At 66.5% G+C, this 24,438-nt stretch carries 24 protein-coding genes; 7 read left to right on the top strand and 17 right to left on the bottom strand.

The window, feature by feature from the left end:
* Window positions 1-4: 4 nt before the first annotated feature.
* The 10 genes from P3H15_RS25625 to P3H15_RS25580 form a co-directional block, all read right to left on the bottom strand.
* Window positions 5-1,018, bottom strand: coding sequence for a toluene hydroxylase (locus P3H15_RS25625; protein WP_276139807.1), 1,014 nt, complete (start codon window positions 1,016-1,018; stop codon window positions 5-7).
* Window positions 1,015-1,335: an MmoB/DmpM family protein gene (locus P3H15_RS25620; protein WP_276139806.1), complete on the bottom strand. Its 321-nt coding sequence runs from the start codon at window positions 1,333-1,335 to the stop codon at window positions 1,015-1,017. Before P3H15_RS25620 ends, P3H15_RS25625 begins: the two co-directional genes overlap by 4 nt.
* Window positions 1,332-1,637 (bottom strand): toluene-4-monooxygenase system B family protein, encoded by a 306-nt coding sequence (locus P3H15_RS25615; protein WP_276139805.1) that lies wholly within the window; start codon window positions 1,635-1,637, stop codon window positions 1,332-1,334. Before P3H15_RS25615 ends, P3H15_RS25620 begins: the two co-directional genes overlap by 4 nt.
* Window positions 1,637-3,160 carry a toluene monooxygenase gene (locus P3H15_RS25610; protein ID WP_276139804.1) on the bottom strand — a complete coding sequence of 508 codons (1,524 nt, stop codon included), beginning with the start codon at window positions 3,158-3,160 and terminating at the stop codon, window positions 1,637-1,639. The genes P3H15_RS25615 and P3H15_RS25610 overlap by 1 nt, the downstream gene beginning before the upstream one ends.
* A gap of 17 nt (window positions 3,161-3,177) precedes the next feature.
* On the bottom strand, window positions 3,178-3,657 hold the full coding sequence (locus tag P3H15_RS25605; RefSeq protein WP_276139803.1) for a nuclear transport factor 2 family protein: 480 nt from the start codon (window positions 3,655-3,657) through the stop codon (window positions 3,178-3,180).
* 16 nt (window positions 3,658-3,673) lie between these two features.
* The gene (locus tag P3H15_RS25600; RefSeq protein WP_276139802.1) at window positions 3,674-4,105 is read right to left on the bottom strand and encodes a nuclear transport factor 2 family protein; all 432 of its coding nucleotides are present in this window, start codon (window positions 4,103-4,105) and stop codon (window positions 3,674-3,676) included.
* 29 nt (window positions 4,106-4,134) lie between these two features.
* Window positions 4,135-5,151, bottom strand: coding sequence for a DJ-1/PfpI family protein (locus tag P3H15_RS25595; RefSeq protein WP_276139801.1), 1,017 nt, complete (start codon window positions 5,149-5,151; stop codon window positions 4,135-4,137).
* A 188-nt stretch (window positions 5,152-5,339) separates the two neighbouring features.
* Entirely contained in the window at window positions 5,340-5,750 is a 411-nt protein-coding gene (locus tag P3H15_RS25590) for an SRPBCC family protein (protein ID WP_276139800.1), read from the bottom strand.
* Between the two features lie 84 nt (window positions 5,751-5,834).
* On the bottom strand, window positions 5,835-7,307 hold the full coding sequence (locus tag P3H15_RS25585; RefSeq protein WP_276139823.1) for an NAD-dependent succinate-semialdehyde dehydrogenase: 1,473 nt from the start codon (window positions 7,305-7,307) through the stop codon (window positions 5,835-5,837).
* 188 nt (window positions 7,308-7,495) lie between these two features.
* Window positions 7,496-8,230, bottom strand: coding sequence for a type 1 glutamine amidotransferase domain-containing protein (locus P3H15_RS25580; RefSeq protein ID WP_276139799.1), 735 nt, complete (start codon window positions 8,228-8,230; stop codon window positions 7,496-7,498).
* Between the two features lie 306 nt (window positions 8,231-8,536).
* On the opposite strand from P3H15_RS25580, the gene P3H15_RS25575 reads away from it, so the two are divergent.
* Window positions 8,537-9,487, top strand: a complete 951-nt coding sequence (locus P3H15_RS25575) for an AraC family transcriptional regulator (protein WP_276139798.1) — start codon at window positions 8,537-8,539, stop codon at window positions 9,485-9,487.
* A gap of 146 nt (window positions 9,488-9,633) precedes the next feature.
* Here the strand turns inward: P3H15_RS25575 and P3H15_RS25570 are convergent, their stop codons facing one another.
* Window positions 9,634-10,089 (bottom strand): MarR family winged helix-turn-helix transcriptional regulator, encoded by a 456-nt coding sequence (locus P3H15_RS25570; protein WP_276139797.1) that lies wholly within the window; start codon window positions 10,087-10,089, stop codon window positions 9,634-9,636.
* A gap of 106 nt (window positions 10,090-10,195) precedes the next feature.
* Here P3H15_RS25570 and P3H15_RS25565 point away from each other — a divergent pair, with 106 nt between their 5' ends.
* Window positions 10,196-10,804, top strand: a complete 609-nt coding sequence (locus tag P3H15_RS25565) for a UbiX family flavin prenyltransferase (RefSeq protein WP_276139796.1) — start codon at window positions 10,196-10,198, stop codon at window positions 10,802-10,804.
* A complete protein-coding gene (locus P3H15_RS25560) occupies window positions 10,788-12,260 on the top strand; it encodes a UbiD family decarboxylase (RefSeq protein WP_276139795.1) in 1,473 nt (490 codons plus the stop codon). Before P3H15_RS25565 ends, P3H15_RS25560 begins: the two co-directional genes overlap by 17 nt.
* A gap of 26 nt (window positions 12,261-12,286) precedes the next feature.
* Here the strand turns inward: P3H15_RS25560 and P3H15_RS25555 are convergent, their stop codons facing one another.
* The 6 genes from P3H15_RS25555 to P3H15_RS25530 form a co-directional block, all read right to left on the bottom strand.
* Window positions 12,287-13,840 (bottom strand): AMP-binding protein, encoded by a 1,554-nt coding sequence (locus P3H15_RS25555; RefSeq protein WP_276139794.1) that lies wholly within the window; start codon window positions 13,838-13,840, stop codon window positions 12,287-12,289.
* A 241-nt stretch (window positions 13,841-14,081) separates the two neighbouring features.
* A complete protein-coding gene (locus tag P3H15_RS25550) occupies window positions 14,082-15,167 on the bottom strand; it encodes an ABC transporter ATP-binding protein (protein ID WP_276139793.1) in 1,086 nt (361 codons plus the stop codon).
* Between the two features lie 51 nt (window positions 15,168-15,218).
* Window positions 15,219-16,097 carry a carbohydrate ABC transporter permease gene (locus tag P3H15_RS25545; protein ID WP_276139792.1) on the bottom strand — a complete coding sequence of 293 codons (879 nt, stop codon included), beginning with the start codon at window positions 16,095-16,097 and terminating at the stop codon, window positions 15,219-15,221.
* Window positions 16,097-17,062 (bottom strand): carbohydrate ABC transporter permease, encoded by a 966-nt coding sequence (locus P3H15_RS25540; RefSeq protein ID WP_276139791.1) that lies wholly within the window; start codon window positions 17,060-17,062, stop codon window positions 16,097-16,099. The genes P3H15_RS25545 and P3H15_RS25540 overlap by 1 nt, the downstream gene beginning before the upstream one ends.
* Complete coding sequence (locus tag P3H15_RS25535; RefSeq protein ID WP_276139822.1) at window positions 17,059-18,387, bottom strand: sugar ABC transporter substrate-binding protein; 1,329 nt, start codon at window positions 18,385-18,387, stop codon at window positions 17,059-17,061. The genes P3H15_RS25540 and P3H15_RS25535 overlap by 4 nt, the downstream gene beginning before the upstream one ends.
* 52 nt (window positions 18,388-18,439) lie before the next feature.
* Window positions 18,440-19,462 (bottom strand): sugar-binding transcriptional regulator, encoded by a 1,023-nt coding sequence (locus P3H15_RS25530; RefSeq protein ID WP_276139790.1) that lies wholly within the window; start codon window positions 19,460-19,462, stop codon window positions 18,440-18,442.
* Between the two features lie 150 nt (window positions 19,463-19,612).
* On the opposite strand from P3H15_RS25530, the gene P3H15_RS25525 reads away from it, so the two are divergent.
* From P3H15_RS25525 to P3H15_RS25510, 4 genes are read left to right on the top strand one after another with little or no spacing between them, the layout of a single operon-like run.
* Window positions 19,613-20,617 carry an NAD(P)-dependent alcohol dehydrogenase gene (locus tag P3H15_RS25525; RefSeq protein WP_276139789.1) on the top strand — a complete coding sequence of 335 codons (1,005 nt, stop codon included), beginning with the start codon at window positions 19,613-19,615 and terminating at the stop codon, window positions 20,615-20,617.
* A gap of 10 nt (window positions 20,618-20,627) precedes the next feature.
* Window positions 20,628-22,109 (top strand): mannitol dehydrogenase family protein, encoded by a 1,482-nt coding sequence (locus P3H15_RS25520; protein ID WP_276139788.1) that lies wholly within the window; start codon window positions 20,628-20,630, stop codon window positions 22,107-22,109.
* Entirely contained in the window at window positions 22,106-23,029 is a 924-nt protein-coding gene (locus tag P3H15_RS25515) for a carbohydrate kinase (RefSeq protein WP_276139787.1), read from the top strand. The genes P3H15_RS25520 and P3H15_RS25515 overlap by 4 nt, the downstream gene beginning before the upstream one ends.
* Window positions 23,026-24,417 (top strand): xylulokinase, encoded by a 1,392-nt coding sequence (locus P3H15_RS25510; RefSeq protein WP_276139786.1) that lies wholly within the window; start codon window positions 23,026-23,028, stop codon window positions 24,415-24,417. Before P3H15_RS25515 ends, P3H15_RS25510 begins: the two co-directional genes overlap by 4 nt.
* The last annotated feature ends 21 nt before the right edge of the window (window positions 24,418-24,438 follow it).

Below are 24,438 nucleotides of genomic sequence, written 5' to 3'. Positions count from 1 at the left end.
CTCCTCAGTTGGCTTTTGTCACAACATCGTTGAAGAAGCTGTCGTGGAACTCCGCGCGGGCCGACCGCGCGCTGTCCACGACGTCGGACGCCGGCGTGCCGAGCAGTGTCGCGAGCCCTGCCGCCGCGTCGTCGGCGAGTGCCGACCAGCGGTCGATCCACTTGCGTAGCGGGGCCTCGTTGTCAGCCCGCTGCTGCAGCGCGTGCCGGGCGAGCGCTCCGGTCCATCGGTCGCGTCGCGTGCTGTCGTGCTCGAGCAGCCCGCTCAGCAGCCAGGACAGCTCGTCCCCGTTCGCCTTGCTGGTCTCGCCGAACTGCCGGATCAGCACGTCGTCCAAGGTGGGTGCCAGGACCAGGTCGAGCGCGGTGAACGCCTCGCCCCAGTCGTAGGCGACGAGCGCCCGCTCGATCGCCTCCCGGGCCGGCTGCCAGGCCTGGTGCTGCTCCCAGATCTGCCGCTCGTTCACGCCGATTCCGGAGCCCGGATGGGCGATCTGCAGCATCCGGGTGCGGTAGGCGATCATGGTCACCCGGCGCAGGAAGTCGGCGTTGGCGTACCCGCCCGCACTCGTGACGGTGGAACTCGGTCCCATGTAGGCGACGTAGGCCTGGGCCTGCTGGAAGCCGTGCACGAGGTAACGAGAGGGCGTGAGTACCGACCCGAGCAGCGCCACCTGGTTCTCGGAGAGCCCGGCGTCCGCGCCCGAGTAGCTGTCGAGCATGCCGTCGAGCTTGGTCTGCTCGTCCGCCTGCAGGTTCACGTAGGAGCGGTAGGCGATCTGGTCCGGGTCACGGAAACTGTCCCAGTCGCCCGCCTGCAGCGGCGAGTTCTCCCGGTACGTGAGGAACCACAGGTTCAGCGGCGACGACGTGTTCTGCTCGAACGTGCTGAGCCGGCCGTTTCTGGTGTTCCAGTTCTGGGCGTGTGTGACGATCTCGTACTCGCTCGGCATCCGGCGCACGTCGCCGAACGCGCTGAACGTGCGCAGTTTCCGCTGTTTGCGTGCGGGAGTGGTCATCGCGTCGCTCCTTCCGTGTGGGCCGCGCCTGCCTTGTGGGCACCCGCGCTCAGCCAGGTGATCGAGTCGCTCGCGGTGATGGCACGACCGCTGAACGAGGACATCAGGTTTTCCAGCGAACGGATGCGATAGTCCGAGCCGAGGTACGCCTGGAGTGTCGCCTCGGTGAGCACGACCCGCTCCTCCCCCTGAATCCGCACGTACGATCCGCGGTCGATGACCTCGATCTCGATGTCCGGGTTGTCGTCCTCGATCGCCCCGACGATCTGGTCCACCTCTTCGCCCATTCGCAGGACGGGTCCAACGGGGTCCTTCACGACGTGCCTCCGGGGGTCTCGTACTCGACCGCGACGTGGTCGAGCGGTTGAATGCCGGCTTCGGCGACGGTGATGTGCCCCGGCAGTTTTCGGCCGTGGTGAATCACGACCTTGGGGTACGGAAGTGCTCGCACCCGGCGTCCCTCGGAGTGGTACGCGACCGCGTCCGCGACCTCGTTCATCGTGCTCGCCGTGGTGACCGCGACCAGAATCTGGACGAAGTCGGTCGAGAAGATCGCGTTGAGCGGAACCGGTTCCGGAGCGCGGTCTTCGACTCCCAGCTCGACTTGTTCCTGCGTCATCAGCTCGCCCCTCCCACCCGGATCAGACCGCTGGCTTCGCGGCCGATGTAGTCCTTGGTCCACGCCGCGTAGTCCGGGTCGTCGCCCATCACGTCCGGGGTGACGCCCATGTACGCGAGGATGCCCGACACGTCCATCGGCTGGATCTGCCCGGCGAGGAACCGGTCGACCAGGGTCTCGTGATTGACGTTGTCGCGGTCCTTCCACCAGATCTGGCGGCAGCCCATGGTGCAGAAGTGGTAGGTCTTGCCGTCGTACTTCAGCGAGTGGTCGCGTACCCGCCAGCTGCCGTTGCGCGCCTGGGTCGGGTTGCACGCGGGCAGGTGGCAGGTGCTGCACAGCCACGGCAGCGTCTCCGGCAGCGTGGCCTCGACGTTGTTGGCGTTGATGTTGTCGATGATGACGTCCCACTTCTCGCCGTAGATCGTCTCCCAGTTGGGGTACTTCTCCCGCAGCCAGTCGCGCTCGTCCTTGGAGACACCGGCCTTCGGCTTCCACCACAACGTCGGTCGCCACCACCACATGCCCAGGTGCAGGCTGTGGTGCCAGGTGTCCAGCCCGCGCATGAACTCGTCCCAGAACCACGGCTTCTTCAGCCCGTAGCCCTCGATCGTGCGCACGAACTGGTCGATGATCCACTCTTCCATGAACTCCCGGTAGGACTGCTTGCGGTGCTCGACCGGGGTGTAGTAGTCCATCGGCAGACCCGTCAGGGCGGCGAACAGGCGGGCGGAGCCCCAGAAGGCCTTGTCGATCACCCACTGTGCGCGGACCGGGTCGTGCTCGACGAGGATCTCGAGGGTCGCGACGCCCTGCTGGGAGTGCCGTGCCTCGTCGGTCTGGATCGACGAGATCATGTTGGCGAAGTTGATGTCGCCGGATTCCAGTGCGTCCGCGGACAGACCGACGAATTGCAGGTTGGTGAAACCGGTTTCGAACGTCAACGGCACCTGCAGCGCACAATCGACCGCGTTCGAGGTGGTCATGATGCCGTCGAAGTAGGTGCGGAGTGCGATCGGCACCCAGTCGTTGGTGGAGTACGTCTTCTGCGTCCAGTCGAACTGCGGGTCCTTGCCGACGAACTCGTGTCCGAAGTAGGTGGTGAGCGCGCCGTGCCGCAGTTCGTCGAGCTGGCCGAACGTGGCCATGTTGCGCCACGCCGCACTCAGGCCGAACCGGGCCATCTTCAGCTCGGCGAGCGTCGCCGTGTACTCGACCTGCGCGACGCCACCGAAGTGCATCTTCGTCGAGGATTTCCACCCCTCGTCGAGGTTGTCGAAGACCGTCGAGCGCTGCAGCGCGGCCTTCACCGCGTACGTCGACGCCTCCTTCTCACGCTGGGTGTACACGTACTCCTGGTAGCTGACCTTGTAGTCCTCTTCCCACTTCAGCCACGCATCCCGGGGTACCTTGCCGGTTCCGCAGAACCATTCCGGATAGACGGCCTCGTCGTCCACGTAGGACAGCGTCCAGTCGACGTCGCGGACGAAGTCCTGCCATTCTTCTCGCTTGAGCAGTGTCATGGTGTTGTGTTCCTTCGTTAGTCGACTTCGAGGTGACCGAGTTGCCGGCAGACGCCCGCGTTGTCCCAGTAGGCCCGGATGCTGTCGATCAGGCCTTCCGAGTTCACGTGCATGATGAACAGGTGCGGTTCGGAGAAGGGCTTTCCCTGCGGCGCAATGAATGCCCACGGCGACTGCTGGGTGCCTGCGATGTCGCAGGCGACGACGACGTCACCGTTCTCGTTGCCGTCGATGTGGTGCACGACGTTGTAGAGGTTGGGGAACGCATTGATCAATCCGCTCCAGATCACCTTGCCCACGGTGCGGACCTTGCCGTCGCCGCGCATCACCCGCTGCTTGGCCCACACCTCGAACGGGATGTAGGAGAAATCGGCGTTGTCCGTGCACATGTCGGCCATCGCCTCGACGTCGCGGCGTCGATAGGCGTCGAAGAACTCGGCGACGATGTCGGCCGGTGTCCTGGTTTCGGTTGGAGCGGAATCGAGTTGGGCTGTCATGGATCGATGCCTCCTGTTAGACGATCGTGACCTGGTCGGTGCGCTTGACGGCCAGGCGGCGGTAGAGCTGGTTCTGGCACCAGTAGACGTCGATCCCGGTGATCCCCTCGCCGGCAACGGTGAACCGCCACGCGGAGTCCACGTCGAGGTGCTTCTCCTGATTGATCGCGCCCACGTAGTCGGCGGCCTGGGTGCCTTCGATCTTCATCTCGGCGACGACCACCTGGCCGAGTTCGAGCACACTCCGGACGGTGAGGTGCAGGTCGGGAAACGACGTGACCAGGTCGTCGAGCACTGTGCGGATCACGTCCTTTCCGCTGTCGAAAACCTGCAACGGGTAGACGGTCACCTGCACGTCGTCGGACACGGTGGACAGTGCCGCGTCGACGTCCAGGTGCCGGAAGCCGGTCAGAAAGGCCTCGACGGTCTGACGGGGACTTGTTGTCACGGTTCGCTCCTTGGAAATCGCTTGCGGGGTCACAGGTTCAACGCCTTCAGGACAGCGTCGGCAGTCGCCTCGGTCGAGTTGGGGTTCTGACCGGTGATCAGGTTGCGGTCCACGACGACGTGGGACGCCCACGCGAAAGGCGCGTCGTCGAACACCGCACCCGCGTTCTTGAGCGCGGCATCCAGGTACCACGGCATGCCAAGCTTCCCCAGCCGGGTCTGGTCCTCCTCCTCGTCGGTGAACGAGGTGAGCCGGAAACCTTCGAACAACCACTGGCCGTCGGAGCGCTCCGGCGCCGAGAGCAGCAGCGCAGGCCCGTGGCACAGCGAGGCGATCGGCGCGTCCTTGGCGTGCAGGATCGCGAGCAGCCTGCTCACGTCCGGGTTGTTCGGCAGGTCCACCATCGGGCCGTGCCCGCCCGGCGCGAACACGGCGTCGAATTCGGCGAGCTGCTCGTCGCTCAGGTCCGAAAGTGCCACCGGCGAGCGAAGTCCCTCGATGGCGCCCAGCTTGGCCTTACGTTCGTCGGAGAGCGCCTGACTGTCCGATTCCAGTTCTTCGACCGCACTCCGGAGCGCCTGCGCGGACAGGCCGCCGTCCAGGCCTTCCTCGAGCATCACATCGACCAGCAACCTGTCCTGCTGCCAGGCGATCTTCGCGGCCCTGCTGACGATCTCGTGCGCCTCGGCGGGCGTCGTGCCGGCATCCACCAGCCGTGCTGCGATCCTGCGGGACGCCATCAGCTGCTGCTCGGTCGTGTTGTGCAGGGTGATCCAGATGTCGTCCGGATCGTGATGGAACGTCCTGTACACCGAAGCGTAGAAGTCTCGGTCCTTGTCCGGGTAGTGGAATATCAGTTCGAGACCGTAGGGGTCGGCGATCGGGGTGTTGCCGTCCGGCGTGATCACCACGACGTCGACACCTGCTGCGACGAATCGTTCGTAGGGCTTCAGCACCTCTTCGGCGAAGTACCCGGTCGGATGACTGCTGCTGTCACGGAGTTCGATCTCCCGTGCACTGGATACGAGGTAGGCGATGCGAGGCATTCGTTTACTCCCGGTCATGGGCTGGTTGAGTTCTTAAAACCTAGCTGGGTTGTGGTCTGGCGCACATCGCAGAATCCTGCTGTGCTGTTGCGCATTCCTGCGGGAACCCCGATGTGGGCGAAAGGGCACGGCGAGGCGCCGGCCCTGTTCGCGCGGCCGGATCGAGTTCTCCCGCAGAAGGATAGGCGTCAGGCAGAAGTTGCGTGTCGTGTCGCGAGGTAGGAGTTGAGGCCGTCGACGGCGTCGCCGATCGCCGCGTCGAAGGCCTCGGCGACCTCCGCCGGCTCGACGTCCGAGCCGTAGACGAGCACGGAGCGGCCGCCGCCGAGGTCGATGACGTCGATCGTGCCGAGATGCGAGCCGACGTCGAGATCGCCGCCGACGACCCGGTACTGGAAGCGCCGCAGGTCCTCGTCCAGGGTCACCGTATTCTCGACCAGCGTGGCGCCGTCCGCAAGGGTGACGCTGCGACCGGAGCCGGTCGGTTCCGAGTTCGCCATCGCGGGGAACCAGTCGGCAACCGAGCCCACGTCGCGGATCACGGCCCACACGGACGACGCGTCGTGGTCGAGAATGGCGTGAGAGCGAATGGAAGTCATGTCATTACCCTATCGTTCTGACGTTGTGCTGCAATGGAATAGAGTTCTCTAGCGCTGGAATCAACGCGATCGTCACGGTCGTTACTATTCACTCCAGTCGACACTGAAGTACTGGATCTCCTCGTACTCCGCGAGTCCCTCGCGGGCGCCCTCGCGTCCCAGTCCGCTTTGCTTGAGCCCACCGAACGGCGCGGAGGGGTCGGAGACGAGGCCACGGTTGATGCCGATCATTCCGGCCTCGATTCGCTCGGCAAGCTGGAGCGCCCGCTTGAGGTCGCGGGCGTAGAGATAGGCGGACAGGCCCATCTCAGTGCCGTTCACAAGACCGACCAGTTCGTTCTCGTCGCGCCAGGTCACCACTGGGGCAACGGGTCCGAAGATCTCCTCCCGCACCACCGACGCATCGGGGGCGACATCGACGAGCAGGGTGGGCGCGTGGAAGTATCCGCCGAGCTCGGCAGGGACAGCGGCCTGTGCGGCGACACGGGCACCGCCGGCGATGGCGTCGTCCACCATGGCCGCGACCTTCTCCACCGATCGTCCGTTGATGAGCGGGCCGATCGCGGTCGCCGGGTTGCTGCCCGGTCCGACGACGAGCGTCTCGATCCGTTCCGCGAAGAGTCGGACGAACTCGTCGGCGACGTCGGCGTGGACATAGAACCGGTTGGCCGCGGTGCACGCCTGTCCTCCCCCGCGGAACTTCGCAATCATCGCGCCGTCCACGGCCGCCGTGAGATCGGCGTCCTCGGTGACGACGAACGGCGCGTTGCCGCCAAGTTCCATCGACGCATTGAGCACCCGGTCCGCGGCCTGGTGAAGCAGCAGGCGGCCCACACCGGTCGAGCCGGTGAAGGACAGCTTGCGCACCCGGTCGTCCTCGAGCCAGGTGCGCACGACCTCACCCGCTTCGAGCGTCGGCACCACGTTGATTACGCCGTCGGGGACACCGGCCCGAGCGAGGAGCCGCGCAATTGCCAGGGCAGTGAGAGGGGTCTCGGCGGCCGGCTTGAGGACGACGGTGCAGCCTGCCGCGAGCGCAGGGGCAATCTTGCGGGCCGCCATCGCGGCCGGGAAGTTCCACGGCGTGACGAGCGCGGCGATGCCGACCGGGCGCCGGGTCACGACGGTGCGCACGCCGCCGGCCGGCGCCGGACCGTACGTGCCCTGCGTGCGCACCGCCTCCTCGGCGTACCACCGGAAGAACTCCGCAGCGTAGGTGACCTCGGCGCGGGCGTCGGCAATCGACTTGCCGTTCTCCGCGCAGATCAGCGCCGCGAGACCGTCGACCTCTCCCCGGATCAGCTCGAAGGCACGGTAGAGAATCTCGGATCGCTGCCGGAGGCTGATCGCGGCCCAGTCGGTAGCCGCAGCCGCGGCGGCATCGACCGCGGCGGTGGCCTCGGCTACTCCCCCGTTCGCGACCCGGGCGATGACGGATTTGTCTGCGGGATCCTCGACGTCGAACGTGCCGAGCGATCCCGGGAGCCGGCGTCCGCCGACGAGGACGCCGTGCTGTGCGTCGACAGACGCGATACGGTCCTGCAGCGAGTCGGTCATGGTCACGGGTAAGCCTCTCTGTTGGTGCAGTTCGGAGCGTGAAGGAGGCCGCCGACGTCGTTGTCTACCAACCCTTTCGAGGACTGCACGAACTGGATCGATGATTCGGTGTGACATGTGGTTGCGAAAGACCAAGGGGGAGCCCGAACATGCCCTCCGACTCCCTCTGCGACCTGCTGTTTCCCGGGTTACCGGGCGCCGGCGTCGACCGCCTGGCGACGCTCCACGACGTCGAGAACCAGTCGGCGTGCAATTCCCTCCGACGAGGCAGGATTCTGACCGGTGTACAGATTGCCGTCTACGACGACGAACCCGGTCCACGCATCCGGCGCGGAGGAATAGACACCTCCCGAGCTCTTCAGGCGGTCTTCGAGGAGCCACTTCGCACGCGGCGCGAAGCCCACCTGATGCTCCTCCTCGTTGCTGAACCCCGTGACCTTGCGGCCCGCGAAGAGCCACTCGCCGTTGTCATCCCGCGCGGGCAGCAACGCGGCCGGGCCGTGGCATACCGCGGCCACCGGCTTGCCGGCATCGAAAAACTGACGCAGCAGCGCACCGAACGACTCGGAAACCGCGAGATCCTCCATCGGACCGTGTCCCCCGGGCACGAAGACGAAATCGAACGACGCCGCGTCGACGTCTTCGAGCACCTCGGGCGAACGCAGGGCCGCGATCGACTCCAGGTGCGCCTTGATGCGCTGCCCTTCTTCGGCACTGCCTCCGTTGTATTCGGGAGCGAACCCGACCTGGTCGGCAGTGGGTGTGACACCGCCCGGCGTGGCGATCGTGATGTCGATGCCTGCGTCCACGAAGACCTGGTACGGCGTACTGAGTTCCTCCGGCCAGTAGCCGCAGGGGTGTGTGGTGCCGTCCGCGAGCGTCCAGTAGTCGACGCCGGTGACGGCGATGAGGGCGCTAGTCATGTCGGATGTGCCTCGTTTCTCGTCTCGGTTGTTCGCTGAGGGTGTTCCCTCGGCCCATTAGAGAGCCCCCGAGGGGCGCAGGAACAGCCTCAGCGGAGAGTCGCGCTGGAATCCGCAATCGAACCGCAGGATTCTGCTAACAAAGCGCGACCACGTGGGTTACCGGCAGGTACAGGTCACTCGTCCGGGTATGGGAGTTGCGGTAATCCGTGAAAATCAACCGAAGAAGAATGGCGAATTGCGGTTATAGTGTGTGAATCCGAGGAGCGGGTTGATCCGCCACTTACCCCCGCACGGGAGGCTGCGATGAACGCACTGAATCCGCTCGAGTTCCGAATCACCTCGGGAGATCTGGTCGCCGAACTCAAGTCCCGCGCTCCGGAGCCGGGCACCAACGACGGGTTGTGGCCCGGGCTGACCATCTACCGGTTCGACGCACCCGCGGAGCCGCAGTGGGAAGAGGTCCGCGAACTACACTTGTGCGTGATCGCCCAGGGCCGCAAATGCGTCACGACGAACGGGAACGCCTGCTATTACGACCCGTTCACGTATCTGGCAATCAGCAACCATGTTCCGTTCCTGACGGAGATCATCGAAGCCAGCCCGGCGAAGCCGTTCCTGTCGTTCGGGCTCCAGCTCGATCCGGATCTGGTGCGGCAGGTGTCGTCCGACATCCTCCTGGAGCGGGAGACCACGGCGTTCACCCGCACACGGCAGAAAGGCGAGGCGCACCACGACTTCGTGTCGGCGCTGGACCGCGACATGCTGGACGCGATCCTGCGCTTCCTCCGTGCCCTGTCCACCGGAGCCGATCGCCGCGTCCTCGCGCCGACGTACCTGAAGGAGATCGTCTACCGGGCGCTGCAGGCCGAGCAGTACACCCGGCTGGTCGAGAGGGCGGCGAGCGAGAGCGCGAGCAATCCGGTCAGCGCGGTCATCGCGTACGTGCAGGAACACCTCGCCGAGCCGCTGAGCGTGAGCGAACTCGCCGAGCGTGCGTTTATGAGCCCCTCTGCGTTCTCGCACCTGTTCCGGGATGTGACCGGACGATCGCCGTACCAGTTCGTGAAGGAGATCCGGCTGAACAAGGCGCGTGAGCTACTGATCGAGAACGAGTGCAACGTCACGGAGATTTCGAAGGCCGTCGGTTACCGAAGCACGTCGCACTTCATCAACGAGTTCCGCGAGCGGTACGGGACGACGCCCCGCGCGTGCAGCGATGCGCTGGCCGGTACCGAGCGACGCGCGCGCGGCTGACGGGCCGAGTTTCCCAGCGAAGGCTTTTCATCGAGACCCTAGCACCGACCGGCAGGCCGGTGCTACGGTCTCGATGTCGTGAATTCGACTGTTCTCGAATAGTTTTCGGCGAGCATGCCCCGTGACCACCCCGCCGGACTGCCGGATCACTGCAGTCCTGTCATCTTGCTCAGCAAACGTTTCAGTTCCGCGATGTCGCCGGGCTCCAAGCCGGAGGTCACCATCGCTTCAGCTTCCCGAGCTTCGTCGATCATCTGATTCAACGCCTTGCGGCCGGCAGCAGTGAGGGAGACCAGCTTGCGCCGGCGGTCGGCCGGATCGAAGTGCGTCTTGACCAGACCGCTCTTGCTCATCTTGTCGATCAGGTAGGTTCCGGTCGCCTTGTCGAAGCCGGCGCGACTTCCGAGCGTCTGCTGATCACATGTTTTCATTTCAGCGAGCACAACCAGAATGGCGTACTGGACCGCGGACAGACCGGTGGTCACGGTCGAGGTCCAACTGGTCGTGCACCGCTGGCCGGCGCGGCGGATCAGGTGCATGAGCGCGGTATCGCCGTGCGGCCAGAGCGGCGCAGAAAGAACAGATTCGGTGTTGTCGGTCATAGCGTCCCTTGACTCCTCATAGTGCTGTAATTATAGTTCGTACTCGAACTGTTCTGAAACGAACTGCGCCTTGCGAGTTCAGCCGGACCGAATGAAGGCAGTGGGCATGAAGCTTGTAGTAGGAATGACCGGCGCGACCGGCGCCGCAATCGGAATTCGCATTCTCGAAGCACTCGGTGACCTCGGGGTCGAAACCCACCTGGTGATCACGAAGTGGGCTCGCGCAACCATCCACATGGAGACTCCTTATTCGGTTAACGACGTCATGGCACTTGCATCGAAGACATACAGCGAGCAAGATCAGGCAGCAGCCATTGCGAGTGGCTCCTACCGCGTAGACGGCATGATAGTCGCTCCGTGCAGCATGAAGACGCTCGCGGCCATCCGCTGCGGCTACGGCGACGGCCTGGTCGCCCGGGCGGCCGACGTCTCACTGAAGGAACAACGACGGCTCGTTCTCGTTCCCCGCGAATCTCCTTTGAGTGCAATTCATCTCGAGAACATGCTCGCGTTGACCCGCGCCGGCGCCATGATGCTGCCGCCCATGCCCGCCTTCTACAACAACCCCGAGACGACGGCAGACATCGTCGATCACATCGCCTCGAGGGTCCTCGACCAGTTCGGCCTGGACAACAGCCTCACCACGCGGTGGAACGGGACAAAGGCCGCTCGCACTCATTCGATCAAAGGAATGCCTCATGACGTACCTCAGTGATCTGAGAAGCTACATCGCCGCACTCGACGATCTCGGCGACATCATGCACATCACCCGGCAGGTCGACGGCGATCTCGAACCCGGCGCAATCACCCGGCGTAGTTGTGAAATCAAGTCTGGTGCACCACTGTTCGAGAACATCGAGGGCGCGGCGCCGGGATTTCGGATCCTCGGCGCACCTGCCGCGCTGTCCTCGCGGCCGGACATGCCGTACGCGCGGGTCGCGCTGTCACTGGGCCTGCCTCCCGAATCGACCGGCCCCGACATCGTCAATGCCCTTGCAGCAGCCCGCGATATCCCGCTCCAGCCGCCCGTCCTCGTCGACTCGTCCGAGGCGCTCTGTCATCAGAACATTCTCCGCGGCGAGGATGCGAACCTCGACCTGTTCCCGATCCCGTTCGGTCACGGCAAGGATGGCGGACGTTACGCCAACACCTGGGGAACCCTGATCGTGAGGACGCCCGACGGCAGGTGGGTGAATTGGTCGATCGCCCGTGTCATGAAGGTCGATGGTCGGAGAATGGTCGGCCTCGTCGTGCCGAGCCAGCACATCGGTCAAGTGTGGGCCGAGTGGGTCGAGCTGGGCGAGCCGATGCCCTATGCGCTGGTTCAAGGGCCGGCACCGGCAATCTCGTGTGTGTCGGGAATTCCCTTGCCCGCCGAAGTCAACGAAGTCGACTACGTCGGCGCGCTCGTGGGCGAAACGGTCGAACTGGTCAAGGCGATCAGCATCGACCTCGAGGTTCCCGCCACCGCGGAGATCGTGATCGAGGGCCATGTTTCCATCACCCGAGACTGCATGGAAGGGCCGTACGGCGAGTACGGCGGATACCTCGGCACCGGCTCGTCGATGCAGCCCACGTTCCACGTCGAGACGATCACGCACCGCGACGATCCGATCTGGCCGCTGGTGGTGGCCGGGCGCCCGGCGGACGAATCACACACCATCTGGGCCATGGGCATCGCCGCCGACGCCCTGACCCACCTCCGAGCCGCGAGGCTTCCGGTGAAGACGGTCTGGGCACCGGAGGGCGCCGCGGTGCACTGGCTCCTGGTAGTCGTGCCGGCGGACTGGCGTGACGAGCTACCGGGCGTCTCGAGTGAACAGTTCGCGAAACACGTGGGCGACGTTCTATTCGAGACCGGCGCGATGCTGTTCATCCCCAAGGTCTTCCTCGTCGACGACGACATCGACCCGACGAACCTCTCGGATGTCGTGTGGGCCATCTCCACCCGTGTGCACCCCACCGGCCGGCGTGCGGTATTCGAAGACCAGCGGATCGTTCGGCTACCGCAGTGCTACGAAGAGCGTGAGTACGCCTCCGGACAGGGCCCGAAGATCGTCTACGACCTGCTCCTGCCCGCATTCGGAGAGGGCCGCAACCTTCATTCCTCGTTCGAACAGGGTTACCCGGATGAGCTTAAACAACGCGTGCTGGCCAACTGGCCGGCCTGAGGCGTGTGGACACCGAAAACTCGATGTCAGTTGACCTGACGTTCGTGTCCGTCCCAGTACGGGCTGCGCAGTTTGAATTTCTGCAGTTTCCCGGTGGCGGTGCGGGCCAGCTCGTCCCGGAACTCCACCGAGGTCGGTGCCTTGTACCCGGCGAGGTGCTGTTTGCACCAGCCGATCAGTTCCGCCTCGGTGCTGTCGCCAGGCTCCACGTCCGGGTGCAGGACCACCAGGGCCTTGATCGTCTCTCCCCACTTCTCACTCGGCACGGCGATCACGGCCACCTCGGACACGGCCGGGTGGGAGAACAGGCAGTCCTCGACCTCGATCGAAGACACGTTCTCGCCGCCCGTAATGATCACGTCCTTCTTCCGGTCGGCGATGGTCAGATACCCGTCCTCGCCGATCGCGCCGCCGTCGCCGGTGTGGAACCAGCCACCGGCCAGCGCCTTCTCGGTCTCCTCAGGTTTGTTCCAGTAGCCCTCCATCACGACGTTGGAGCGGGCCAGCACCTCCCCCGCGCCTTCCTCGGCCTCCTCGATCTGCAGCCGGACACCGAGTGCCGGGGCGCCGGCCCGGATCAGTTTCGCCGCGCGGTTCTCCGGGTCGAGGTCGTCCCATTCGGCGCGGGTGCGGTTGACGGTCAGCAGCGGGGAGGTTTCGGTGAGACCGTAGATCTGGATGAACTCCCAGCCAAGCTCTTCCTCGACCCGCACGACGGTCGTCGTGGGCGGCGGCGCAGCGGCCATGATGATCCGCACCCGGTCCCGGCCGGGAATCTCGCCGTCCCAAGTCTGTGCGGCCTCGAGGACCGCGGACGCGACCGCCGGCGCACCACAGAGCAGCGTGACCCCGTGGTCGCGGACCCGCCTCAGGATCTCGGCGCCGTCGACCTTGCGCAGGACGATGTGCCGGGCGCCGACGCCGGTCAGCGCGAACGGTTGACCCCAGCCGTTGCAATGGAACATCGGCAGCGTGTGCAGGTACACGTCCCGGTCACCGATCCCGGCGTGCAGCCCGAACGTGACCGCGTTGACCCAGATGTTGCGGTGGGTGATCTCCACACCCTTCGGGCGGGCGGTGGTCCCGGAGGTGTAGTTGAGGGTGGCGATGGCCGACTCGTCCGGCTCCCACGGCTGCGGCACCGCCCCGGGAGCGGCGTACAGGTCGGTGTCCGAGCCCAGGACGAACTTGTGCTCGCAGTCGACCTCCTCGAGCGCGTCCTCGAGTTCGGGATCGACGTAGAGGACGCGGGCACCGGAGTCCTCGACGATGTAACGGACCTCGTCGGGGCGCAGCCGGAAGTTGGCCGGGACCAGCACCCGGCCCGAACCGCTGACGCCGAAGAACGAGGTCATCAACCGGCTGGAGTTGTGGCTGACGATCGCGACCCGCTCACCGGCGCCGATGCCGAGTTCGTCGAGTTTGGCGGCCTGGCGGCGGGCCAGGTCGGCGATCTCGGTGTAGGTCAGAGACCCCTGGGACGGGGCGGGTTGGTCAGGTTCGTCGACCACCCCGATCCGGTCCCCGTACACGGTCGCCGCGCGGTCGAGAAAATCGTTGACACTGAACGGGACAAACACAACTCCTCCTACGTCCGGCTCGGACTCGGTAAGGGCGCTGCCGCGGGGGTCGGGCACGCCGACGACGCCGCGGACTTCGCACGTTCTGCATGTGTCCTCCTCACACGACGCCATTACATCTTGGCCTGTGCCGAGGTGTGCGTCGAGATGCGAGTCGTAGCCCTCGAGGTCGAAGCTCGTATCGCCGTGCGGGCGCGGGAGTCCTACTTCCCTGCCCGCACGGCGAATCCGTAACCCGAAGTCAGTCCCCGATCCGATCCCCCGTCTCCGGGTGGAACAGGTGCACCGCGCCGTCCCGCTTGCGAAGCGAGACGGTGTCGGCGAGCCGGGCAGGGGTGCGGGTCAGTGACCGGGCGACGAGTTGGGTGCCGTCCCCGGCAATGTGGGTGTGGACGTAGGATTCACTTCCCAGTTCCTCGACGAGGTCGACGATCACCTCGATGCCGCCCTCCCCGGTCGACAGTTCCAGCTGCTCGGGGCGCACGCCGACCGTCACGGTGTCCAGGCCGGCCGCGTGCAGCGTCGACAGCTGGTCGCGTTCGAGCGGGAGCGTGGAGTTTCCGAGCCGCACGCCGTCGCTGACGATGGGCATGGTCATCAGGTTCATCGCGGGGGAACCGATGAAGCCGGCCACGAACGCGTTGGTGGGCCGGTCGTACAGTTCGGTGGGGGCCGAGAACTGCTGCAGCTTACCGTTCTTGAGGACCGCAACCCGGTCGCCCATGGTCATGGCTTCGACCTGGTCGTGGGTGACGTAGACGGTGGTGGTGCCGAGCCGGCGCTGCAGTGCCGCGATCTGGGTGCGGGTCTGGACGCGGAGTTTGGCGTCGAGGTTGGACAGCGGTTCGTCCATGCAGAACACCTGCGGTTCGCGCACGATCGCGCGTCCCATCGCGACACGCTGACGCTGACCGCCGGACAGCTTGCCGGGCTTGCGGTCGAGGTAATCGGTGAGGTCGAGGAGTTTGGCCGCCTCGGCCACCTTCTTCTTGCGTTCCTCGACGCCGACGCCGCGCATCTTCAGCGCGAAGCCCATGTTCTCGCCCACCGTCTTGTTCGGGTAGAGGGCGTAGTTCTGGAACACCATCGCGATGTCGCGGTCCTTCGACGGCACCCCCACCATGTCCTTGCCGTTGATGGTGATGGTGCCCTCGTCGATGTCCTCGAGGCCGGCGAGCATCCGCAGCGCCGTGCTCTTGCCGGACCCGGACGGTCCGACGAGGACGATGAACTCGCCGTCTTCGATCTCGAGGTCGAGCGTATCGACCGCCAGCGTGTCGGCGTTCTCGTAGATGCAGGATGCGCCCTTGTACGCGATGTCAGCCATGATTGCTCCTCTTATGGGTACCGAAGTCGGGGGAAGTGGTTGCCGGGGTGATCATTTGATGGCGCCGAAGGACAGGCCGCGGACCAGCTTGTTCTGCGCGACCCAGCCGGCCAGGATGACCGGGAGCGCCGCCAGCGTCGCTGCCGCCGACAGCCGGGCCCAGTACAGGCCCTCACCGGTGATGAATCCGACGAGGAACACCGGGATGGTCTGCGCCTGGACGGCGGTGAGGTTGACCGCGAAGAAGAATTCGTTCCACGAGAAGATCACACAGATCAGAGCGGTGGCCGCGATTCCGGGTGACACGAGTGGAAGGATCACCTCCCGCACCGACGTCCACAGGCTCGCCCCATCCATGCTCGCGGCCTCCAGGAGTTCGCCCGGGACCTCGAGGAAGAACGAACGCATCATCCACACCGCGATCGGCAGGTTCATCGCCGTGTACAGGATGATCAGCGCCCAGATGTTGTCGAGCAGGCCGATGTCGTTGACGATCACGTACAGCGGGATGATCGCGGCGACGATCGGGAGCATCTTGGTGCTGATGAAGAAGAACAGGGCGTCCTTCGTCTTGCGGACCGGCCGCAGTGACAGCGCGAACGCCGCCGGGACACCGAGCACCAGCACGATGATCGTCGACACGGCGGTCGCGAACGCCGAATTCAGCAGTGCCGTGCCGATTCCGCTGTCCAGGACCGCCTTGAACTGATCCAGTGTGGGCGTGAAGAACAGCTTCGGCGGAGTCGTGTAGGCGTCGCCCTCCTGCTTGAACGCGGTGAGCACCATCCACGCCACCGGGAAGAAGAACCCGAGGGCCACGATCCACGCGACCACACTCCACGGGCTGAACTTGCGGTGCTTGCGCGCCCGTCTCGTCTCCGGGGCGGCGGGAGCGGACTCCACCGGGGCCGCCGCAGTGTCGGTACTCATCACGCTGCCTCCTCGTTACCGGTAAAGCTCTTGAAGATCAGGCGCAGTGCCAGGGTCGCGACGACGATCGTCGCGATCACGACGATGACGCCCATCGCGGCGGCCTGCCCGATGTCGAAACCGAGGAATGCGCGCTGGTAGATGTAGAAGGGCAGGTTGGAACTGGCGGTGCCCGGCCCGCCCTGGGTCATCATGTAGATGGCGTCGAACGTGTTGATCAGGTAGATGGCGCCGAGCACCGCACCGAGTTCGATGAACCGGCGCAGGTGCGGGAGCGTCAGTTCGCGGAACATCGCGAACGGCTTGGCACCGTCCACCCGGGCCGCCTCCAGGATGTCGCGCGGCATGGACTGCAGACCGGCCAGGATCAGCAGCATCATGAACGGCGTCCACTGCCACACCAGGTTCACCATCACCGCGGCGAGCGGGAACCTGCTGACCCAGTCGACCTGTCCCACCCCGAACGGGGAGAGCACGAAGTTGACGATGCCGAACACCGGGTCGAACATCGTCGTCTTCCACAGCAGCGCACCGGCGACGGGTGTCACCAGGAACGGCGTGATGAGCAGGGTACGCACGATACCGCGGCCCAGGAAGGCTCGGTCCAGCAGGAGCGCGAGCAGCAGGCCCAGCACCACCGAGATCAGCACTGTCCCGACGATCAGGATCACGGTGTTGACCGCGACCTCACGGAACTGGCTGTCCTTGAACACGTCCACGTAGTTCTGCAGCCCGACGAACTCGCGGGAACCGGGCCGCACCAGGTTCCACGACTGCGTCGAGTAGTACAGCGTGAACAGGAACGGAATCTGCGTCACCACGATCATGAAGATCAGTGCGGGCAGCAGCGGCCCCCGGCGACGCCAGCCCTCGGCCCGGGAGACGCTGTCGTCCTTGGCCTCCCGCAGTTCCCGCACCCGGTCGGCGGTGCCGTCCGCGGTGGGTTTCTCGGCGATGGTTGTCATCGGTCTTCCTCCCGGTAGGTCGCGCCGACCACCTCGGCGTACTGCTGTGCCTGGGCGAGCGCCTCGGGCACGGTCTGCTGGCCTGCGATCGCCGCGCTGATCTGCTGGCTGACGCGGGTTCCGAGATCCTGGAACTCGGGGATCGCCAGGAACTGCACGCCCGTGTACGGAACGGGCTGCACGGTGGGAGCTTCCGGGGTCGCGTTCTCGATCGCCTCGAGCGTCAGCGGTCCGTACGCCGCGGAGGCCTCCTTGTATTCGGGAATCTCGTAGGTCGAGAGCCTGCTGCCCGGAGGCACCCGCTCCCAGCCGAGATCCTCGCCGACCGTGCGTATGTATTGCTTGTCGGTCATCCACGAAATGAACTTCCAGGCCGCATCGGGGTTCTCGCTGCTCTCGGGGATTCCGAGCGCCCAGCTGTAGAGCCAGCCGGAGTTGTCCTTCACCTCGATGGGCGCGGGTGCATACCCGATCTTGCCGACGACGGCGCTCGACGACGGATCCTCGAGCGTGGAGACGGCGGACGTCGAGTCGTACCACATCGCCACCTGCCCCTGAGCGAGCTGCGTGGCGCACTCGCCGAAACCGCTCGTCGCGGCTCCGGGCTCGCCGTACTCGCGCACCAGGTCGACGTAGAACTGCACCGCGCGTTCCACCTCGGGGCTGGTCAGCTGGGCGTTCCAGTCCTCGTCGAACCAGCGGCCACCGAACGTGTTGATGACCGTGTCGAGGGGTGCGAGCAGTTCACCCCAGCCGGGCTTGCCGCGAAGGCAGATGCCGGCCATGTCCTCGGAGTCGAGTTGCTTCGCCGCCGCGGCGACCTCGGTCCAGGTCGGCTTCTCCGACAGGGTGATTCCGGCCTGCTCGAACAGGTCCTTGCGGTACATCAGGAACGAGGACTCGCCGTAGAACGGCACCGAGTACATGCTCCCGTCGTAGGACAGCGACTCACGCAGGGTGGGGATGAAGTCGGCCTCGTCGTAACCCTCCGTCGCCTGGGCGTACTCCGACAGGTTCTTCAGCCAGCCGTACTGCGCCCACTGCGGCGTCTCGTAGTTGCTGATCATCACGACGTCGAACTCCCCGCCGCCGGTCGCGGTGGATGCCGTGATCTTCGCGCGCGCCTGGTTCTCCGACAGCGTGACGAACTTCAGGTCGATGTCGGGATTCTCCTCCTCGAACTGCGAGGCGAGCTTCTGGGCATCCTGCATCTGCGAGTTGGAGACCATCGCGATGGTGATGGTCTGGTCCGACGCGCCCAGCGATCCGGCGCCCGCGCATCCACTGAGCGTGAGGCAGAGCGCCCCCGCGCCGGCTACCAGCATCGTCGCCGGTTTCCTGTGTTTCTTCACCGATCTTCACCTCTCTTGCGTGGTGCTACTGATCGAGCAGCCAACGCGCGCATTCGATGTCGCAGACCAGCATCTTGGCCAGTCCGCCGTGGAGGGCACCCAGTGCCGCTTGGTGTTTGGCGACGCCACCGGTGACGAGGATCGATCCCCCGCACGCGCGGATGTCGTCGAGCGGAACGGACATGGCCCGTTCGTCCAGTGGGCCGTAAACCTCGGTTCCGTCGAGCCGGTAGAAGCGTCCACCGACTTCGCCGACCGCGCCGAGGCCGGTGAGCACGGACAGCATGTCCGTGTCGATGAAGCTGCCTTCGAACAGGGTGGTCGACGTGGACACGGCGCCCGTGCCGAACATCATCATCTCCGCGGTCCGCCCGGCCTCGAGCGCCTTGGAGATGACGGAGTCGCCCCGCATGGATACCACGGTCGACGCGTCCGCGTACAGGGGAACGGGAAGCCGAACGGTGTTGGCCTGCAGCTGCTCCGCGCATCTGCCGAGGACGTACTCCGTTCCCGTCTGATAATTGATCGCACTCACCGAGCCGTCGAGTTGGACGACGGATGCGCACGTGGCCGCCCCGGACGGCAACCCCTGCGCGACGGCGACCGTTTCGGGCCCCCACGTGAATCCGAGGGTGTCGCCTTCCCGGATCCGTCGCACCAGCAGGGATGCGGCGGCGCGCCCGACACCGGCGAAACTGTTGTGGTCGTCGATCGCGCCGGCGGCGTCGACGGAGTCGGCGACCACCACCGCCTCGACGAGACCGTACTTCTCCTCGAGCGCGCGCTCCTCGTCCGAGCGCAGCGCGTCACGCAGATGCGCGGGTGCCTGGACCTCGATGCGCACCAGGCCCTGGGCGCGGGCTCGCGCCACCAGCCGGCCCGCCGTCGGGCGGGAGACACCGAGGCGCGTGGCGACCTCGGCCTGGGTCATTCCGTCGAGGTAGTACAGCGTTGCAGCGCGCAACGCGAGGCGCAGATCCTCCGTCGTGGACGGCGGCGGTGCCGCGATGGGAGACGGCGTCGGGGCCGTCGAGTTGGGGGACGTCACTGGTTCTCCTCGCCATGATCCCGAGCCCGTCGAGTGTGTCTTCGGAGCCTCGAGAAGCCGTGAGCAAATGATCACTATGCGTTCATCTGCTCAATACGCTAGCATCGAAGTGTGACCCACACAACACTCCCTTCGGATATCCCCAGGACGATGCGTGCCAGCGTGCTCGTCGAGCCGGGCGCGATCGAGATCCGAGAACGCCGCGTGCCCACTCCCGGCCCCGGTGACGTCCTGATCCGCGTGGCCTCGGTCGGCGTCTGCGGATCGGACGCCCACTACTACCGCGAGGGCCGGATCGGCGAGTTCGTGGTCGATCAGCCGATCGTGCTGGGACACGAGGCGTCGGGCACCGTGGTGGGTGTCGGGCCCGGTGTCCCGGCGACACGCATCGGGCAGCGAGTCTCCATCGAACCGCAGCGCCCCGACCCGGACACCGACGAATCCCGGCGCGGTCTCTACAACCTGTGCCCGCACATGCAGTTCTATGCCACCCCGCCGATCGACGGGGCGCTGGCCGAGTACGTGACCATCGGCTCGGCGTTCGCCCATCCGATTCCGGACGAGATGTCCGAGGACGCGGCCGCGCTGTGCGAACCGCTGTCCGTGGCCATTGCCACCACCCGCAAGGCCGGCGTGACGGCGGGTTCCCGGGTGCTGATCGCGGGCGCGGGACCGATCGGCATCGCGACGGCGCAGACCGCCCTCGCGTTCGGTGCCACCGAGGTCATCGTCTCGGATCTCGATCCGCGGCGACGCGACGTGGCAACGAAATTCGGCGCCACCGCGGTACTCGACCCGCGCGAGCAGGATGTCGCGGGACTGGACGTGGACGCGTTCGTCGACGCCTCCGGCGCCCCGAGCGCGGTCCAGGCCGGCATCCGGGCGGTCCGGCCCGCGGGAACAGTCGTGCTGGTGGGCATGGGCGCCGCCGAGATGACCCTGCCCGTCCAGACCATCCAGAATCGAGAGTTGGTGCTGACCGGGGTGTTCCGCTACGCCAACACCTGGCCGACGGCGATCGCGCTGGCGCGGTCCGGGCGGGTCGATCTCGATTCGATGGTCACCGGAAGATTTCCGCTCGCCGAAGCGGAGCAAGCACTGAACGCAGACCGGGCGCCGGGCAGCCTCAAGGCCGTCGTACGCGTCCAGGAATGAGGAGAGACCGATGCAACTGAGCGCGCAGGCACTGCAGCAGTTCGCCGACACCGTACAGGTGCCGAATTACGACCGAGGCGACATCACCGTGGGCATAGTGCATTTCGGTGTCGGCGGATTCCACCGCGCGCACCAGGCGATGTACGTCGACCGGCTGCTGCGGCGCGGTCAGGCGCGCGACTGGGGCATCTGCGGAGTCGGGGTGCTGCCCGGTGACCGGCGCATGAAGGACGTCCTCGACGCACAGGACGGCCTGTACACGCTGGCGCTGCGTCACGCCGACGGCGCCTGGGACGTGAGCGTCATCGGTTCCATCGTCGACTACCTTCTCGCCCCCGACGATCCCGAGGCGGTCATCGAGAAGATCGCCGCGGAGACCACCCGGATCGTCTCGCTGACCATCACGGAGGGCGGCTACAACTTCACCCACGACACGGGCGAGTTCGACGCCGAGAACCCCGACGTCGTGCACGATCTCACCGACGGTGCCGTCCCGCGGACCACGTTCGGACTCGTCGTCGAGGCGCTGTCCCGGCGCCGCGCGCGCGGGCTGCCGTCGCCGACCGTCATGTCCTGCGACAACATTCAGGGCAACGGCGACGTGGCGCGCCGGATGTTCCTGGCGTACGCGGAGTTGAAGGACCCGGACCTCGCCGAGTGGATGCGCGCCGAGACGTCGTTCCCCAACTCCATGGTCGACCGCATCACGCCGGTGACCACCCCAGAAGTGACGGAGGCGCTGTCGTCGCGCTTCGGCGTCGACGACCGGTGGCCCGTCGCGGCCGAACCGTTCACGTCGTGGGTGCTCGAGGACGCCTTCCCGCTCGGCCGCCCTGCGTTCGAGGACGTGGGTGTGCAGGTGGTCGACGACGTCGAACCGTACGAACTGATGAAGCTGCGCCTGCTCAACGCCAGCCATCAGGGCCTGTGCTATTTCGGGTACCTGGCCGGGTACCGGCTCGTGCACGACGTCGCCCAGGATCCGCTCTTCGCGGATTTTCTGCTGGCGTACATGGACGACGAGGCCACACCCACCCTGGCGCCGGTGCCCGGGGTCGACCTCGACGACTACAAGCGCACGCTCATCGAGCGCTTTTCCAATCCCGAGATCCGCGACACCGTCGCCCGCCTGTGCGCCGAATCGTCCGACCGCATCCCGAAGTGGCTGCTGCCGGTGATCCGCGAGAACCTGGTGGCCGACCGGCACATTCGACTGTCGGCCGCGATCGTGGCGAGCTGGGCCCGCTACGCCGAGGGCGTCGACGAGGACGGCGAACCCATCGACGTCGTCGACCAGTTGAAGGACTCCCTCGTCCCGATCGCGCGCAGCCAGCACGAGAACCCCACGGCGTTCATCGAGAACCGATCCGTCTTCGGCGATCTGGCCGACAATCCGCGCTTCGTCACCGCGTATCTCTGGGCGCTGGAGTCATTGCACGGCGTCGGCGCCCGGAAGACACTCGAGGCTCTGCGTGAGAAGGTGCAGTCATGAGTCTGGTCATCGGTGAAGCCCTCATCGACATCGTCACGGCGAGCGACGGCACGACCACCGAATACGTCGGCGGCAGCCCGCTCAACGTCGCGGTCGGCCTCGGCAGGCTCGGCCGTCCGGTCGAATTCGTCACCCGGATCGGTGACGACACTCGGGGCCGGTCGATCATCCGGCACCTCGAGCAGTCGGGGGTGAGCGTCGCGCCCGGCAGTGTCACCGCGCAGCGCACGGCGACGGCCCACGCCACCCTCGACGCCGCGGGATCCGCCACCTACGAGTTCGACCTCGAGTGGGACCTCCCCTCCCCCAGCGGTGCATCCGCGCCGTCTCTCGTCCACACCGGTTCCATTGCCGCCGTGATGGAACCCGGCTGCGATGTGGTGGCAAACATGCTCGAACGCCGGCGCGCCGCCGCGACGATCAGCTACGACCCCAACGTGCGACCGGTGTTGATCACCGACAAGACGCGCGCCCGGCAGCGGATCGAGCACCTCGTGTCGATCTCGGACATCGTCAAGGTCAGCGACGAGGACCTCCGCTGGTACGACCCCGCCCGGGATCCGGTCGACATCGCCCGCGCGTGGCTGTCGCGCGGTCCGGCGATGGTCGCGGTGACGAAGGGCGCCCAGGGCGCCTTCGCGGTCTGCGCGGCCGGTCTCGTCGAGGTCGCGGCCAGGAACGTCGAGGTGGTCGACACCGTCGGAGCGGGCGACGCGTTCATGGCCGGGCTCCTCGACGGATTCTGGGCGCACGGCTTCCTCGGCGCGGAGAGCCGCGCCGCCCTCCACGCGATCGGTCCGGACGAACTGCGGAACGTGCTCGACAACGCAGTGCTGATGTCCGGTCTCACGGTCGCGCGCGCCGGGGCGGACCTCCCCACCCGCGAGACACTGGACCGCGCGGCGGGTGTCCGGCAATGACACTCGTCGCGGGAATCGACTCGTCCACCCAGTCGTGCAAGGTGATGGTCTGCGACGCCGACACCGGCGACCTCGTCCGGGAGGGCAGGGCGTCGCATCCGGACGGCACCGAGGTCGATCCGCGCGAGTGGGCTTCGGCCCTCGACGACGCCGTCGCCGCCGCCGGCGGACTCGACGACGTCGCGGCGGTGTCGGTCGGAGCACAACAGCACGGCATGGTGTGCCTCGACGACACCGGAAGAGTCGTGCGTCCGGCGTTGCTGTGGAACGACACTCGCTCCGCCGGCGCCGCCGAACAACTGGTGGAGGACCTCGGCGGTCCGGACGCGTGGGCCGACGCCGTGGGTGTGGTGCCCCTCGCGGCGATCACCGTCAGCAAGTTGCGCTGGCTCGCCGATTCCGAACCGGCGAACGCCGACCGGACGTCCGCGGTGTGCCTGCCCCACGACTGGCTCGCCTGGCAGCTCACCGGCAGATCGGATCTCGGCACCCTGGCCACCGACCGCGGCGACGCCAGCGGAACCGGATACTTCTCCGCCGCAACGGATTCCTACCGGCCCGACCTGCTGTCGCTGGCGCTGCGGGGGCGCACGGCCGCCGTGCCGCGCGTCGCCGGGCCCGCCGAGCGGATCGGCGAGACCCGCTGGGGTGCCGCCGTCGGACCGGGCACCGGTGACAACGCCGCCGCCGCACTCGCCCTCGACGCCCAGGTGGGCGACGTCGTCGTCTCCGTGGGAACGTCGGGCGTCGTGTCCGCGGTGTCCGTGACACCCGCGAACGATCCGGGCGGTTTCGTCGCGGGCTTCGCCGACGCCACCGGACGCCAGCTGCCGCTCGTGTGCACGCTCAACGCCGCCCGGGTCCTCGACGCGACCGCCTCGCTACTGGGGGTCGATCACGACGAGCTGTCGCGGCTGGCGCTGTCGGCGCCGTCCGGCAGCGGCGGCCTGGTGATGGTGCCGTACTTCGAGGGCGAACGCACCCCCAACCGTCCCGACGCCACCGGCTCCGTTCACGGTCTGCGGCTGGCGAATTCGACGCCCGCGCACCTCGCTCGCGCGGCCGTCGAGGGGCTGCTGTGCGGCCTGGCAGAAGGCATCGACCACCTGATTGCCCAGGGCGTCACGGTGCGGCGCATCCTCCTGATCGGCGGCGGTGCCCGCTCACAGGCGCTGTGTGAACTCGCGCCCGCAGTCTTCGGGGCGCCGGTGCTCGTGCCGCAGCCGGCGGAGTACGTCGCGATCGGCGCATGCCGTCAGGCGGCCTGGACCCTGGCCGGGACCCCGGAGCCGCCCCAGTGGAGCCAGACGTCCACCCGGCGCTTCGAGGCCGACCCGGCACCCGACGTGCGCGAGCGGTATAGGCGCTCCGCGCCCGTGCGCGGTTAACGAGTCTCTGGACTCCTTAAC

It is taken from the genome of Rhodococcus sp. T2V, from assembly GCF_029269925.1.
In the GTDB taxonomy this organism is placed as follows: Bacteria; Actinomycetota; Actinomycetes; order Mycobacteriales; family Mycobacteriaceae; genus Rhodococcus_F; species Rhodococcus_F koreensis.
Note: the sequence above shows the minus strand (reverse complement) of the source record. Positions and strands in the feature narration are given on the sequence as shown.

Bases quoted from the DNA above. Each gene is read 5' to 3' on its own strand.
- P3H15_RS25625 (WP_276139807.1), bottom strand. From the start codon at position 1,018: ATGACCACTCCCGCACGCAAACAGCGGAAACTGCGCACGTTCAGCGCG.
- P3H15_RS25615 (WP_276139805.1), bottom strand. From the start codon at position 1,637: ATGACGCAGGAACAAGTCGAGCTGGGAGTCGAAGACCGCGCTCCGGAA.
- P3H15_RS25610 (WP_276139804.1), bottom strand. From the start codon at position 3,160: ATGACACTGCTCAAGCGAGAAGAATGGCAGGACTTCGTCCGCGACGTC.
- P3H15_RS25605 (WP_276139803.1), bottom strand. From the start codon at position 3,657: ATGACAGCCCAACTCGATTCCGCTCCAACCGAAACCAGGACACCGGCC.
- P3H15_RS25595 (WP_276139801.1), bottom strand. From the start codon at position 5,151: ATGCCTCGCATCGCCTACCTCGTATCCAGTGCACGGGAGATCGAACTC.
- P3H15_RS25590 (WP_276139800.1), bottom strand. From the start codon at position 5,750: ATGACTTCCATTCGCTCTCACGCCATTCTCGACCACGACGCGTCGTCC.
- P3H15_RS25585 (WP_276139823.1), bottom strand. From the start codon at position 7,307: ATGACCGACTCGCTGCAGGACCGTATCGCGTCTGTCGACGCACAGCAC.
- P3H15_RS25580 (WP_276139799.1), bottom strand. From the start codon at position 8,230: ATGACTAGCGCCCTCATCGCCGTCACCGGCGTCGACTACTGGACGCTC.
- P3H15_RS25575 (WP_276139798.1), top strand. From the start codon at position 8,537: ATGAACGCACTGAATCCGCTCGAGTTCCGAATCACCTCGGGAGATCTG.
- P3H15_RS25570 (WP_276139797.1), bottom strand. From the start codon at position 10,089: ATGACCGACAACACCGAATCTGTTCTTTCTGCGCCGCTCTGGCCGCAC.
- P3H15_RS25565 (WP_276139796.1), top strand. From the start codon at position 10,196: ATGAAGCTTGTAGTAGGAATGACCGGCGCGACCGGCGCCGCAATCGGA.
- P3H15_RS25560 (WP_276139795.1), top strand. From the start codon at position 10,788: ATGACGTACCTCAGTGATCTGAGAAGCTACATCGCCGCACTCGACGAT.
- P3H15_RS25550 (WP_276139793.1), bottom strand. From the start codon at position 15,167: ATGGCTGACATCGCGTACAAGGGCGCATCCTGCATCTACGAGAACGCC.
- P3H15_RS25545 (WP_276139792.1), bottom strand. From the start codon at position 16,097: ATGAGTACCGACACTGCGGCGGCCCCGGTGGAGTCCGCTCCCGCCGCC.
- P3H15_RS25540 (WP_276139791.1), bottom strand. From the start codon at position 17,062: ATGACAACCATCGCCGAGAAACCCACCGCGGACGGCACCGCCGACCGG.
- P3H15_RS25535 (WP_276139822.1), bottom strand. From the start codon at position 18,387: ATGCTGGTAGCCGGCGCGGGGGCGCTCTGCCTCACGCTCAGTGGATGC.
- P3H15_RS25525 (WP_276139789.1), top strand. From the start codon at position 19,613: ATGCGTGCCAGCGTGCTCGTCGAGCCGGGCGCGATCGAGATCCGAGAA.
- P3H15_RS25520 (WP_276139788.1), top strand. From the start codon at position 20,628: ATGCAACTGAGCGCGCAGGCACTGCAGCAGTTCGCCGACACCGTACAG.
- P3H15_RS25515 (WP_276139787.1), top strand. From the start codon at position 22,106: ATGAGTCTGGTCATCGGTGAAGCCCTCATCGACATCGTCACGGCGAGC.
- P3H15_RS25510 (WP_276139786.1), top strand. From the start codon at position 23,026: ATGACACTCGTCGCGGGAATCGACTCGTCCACCCAGTCGTGCAAGGTG.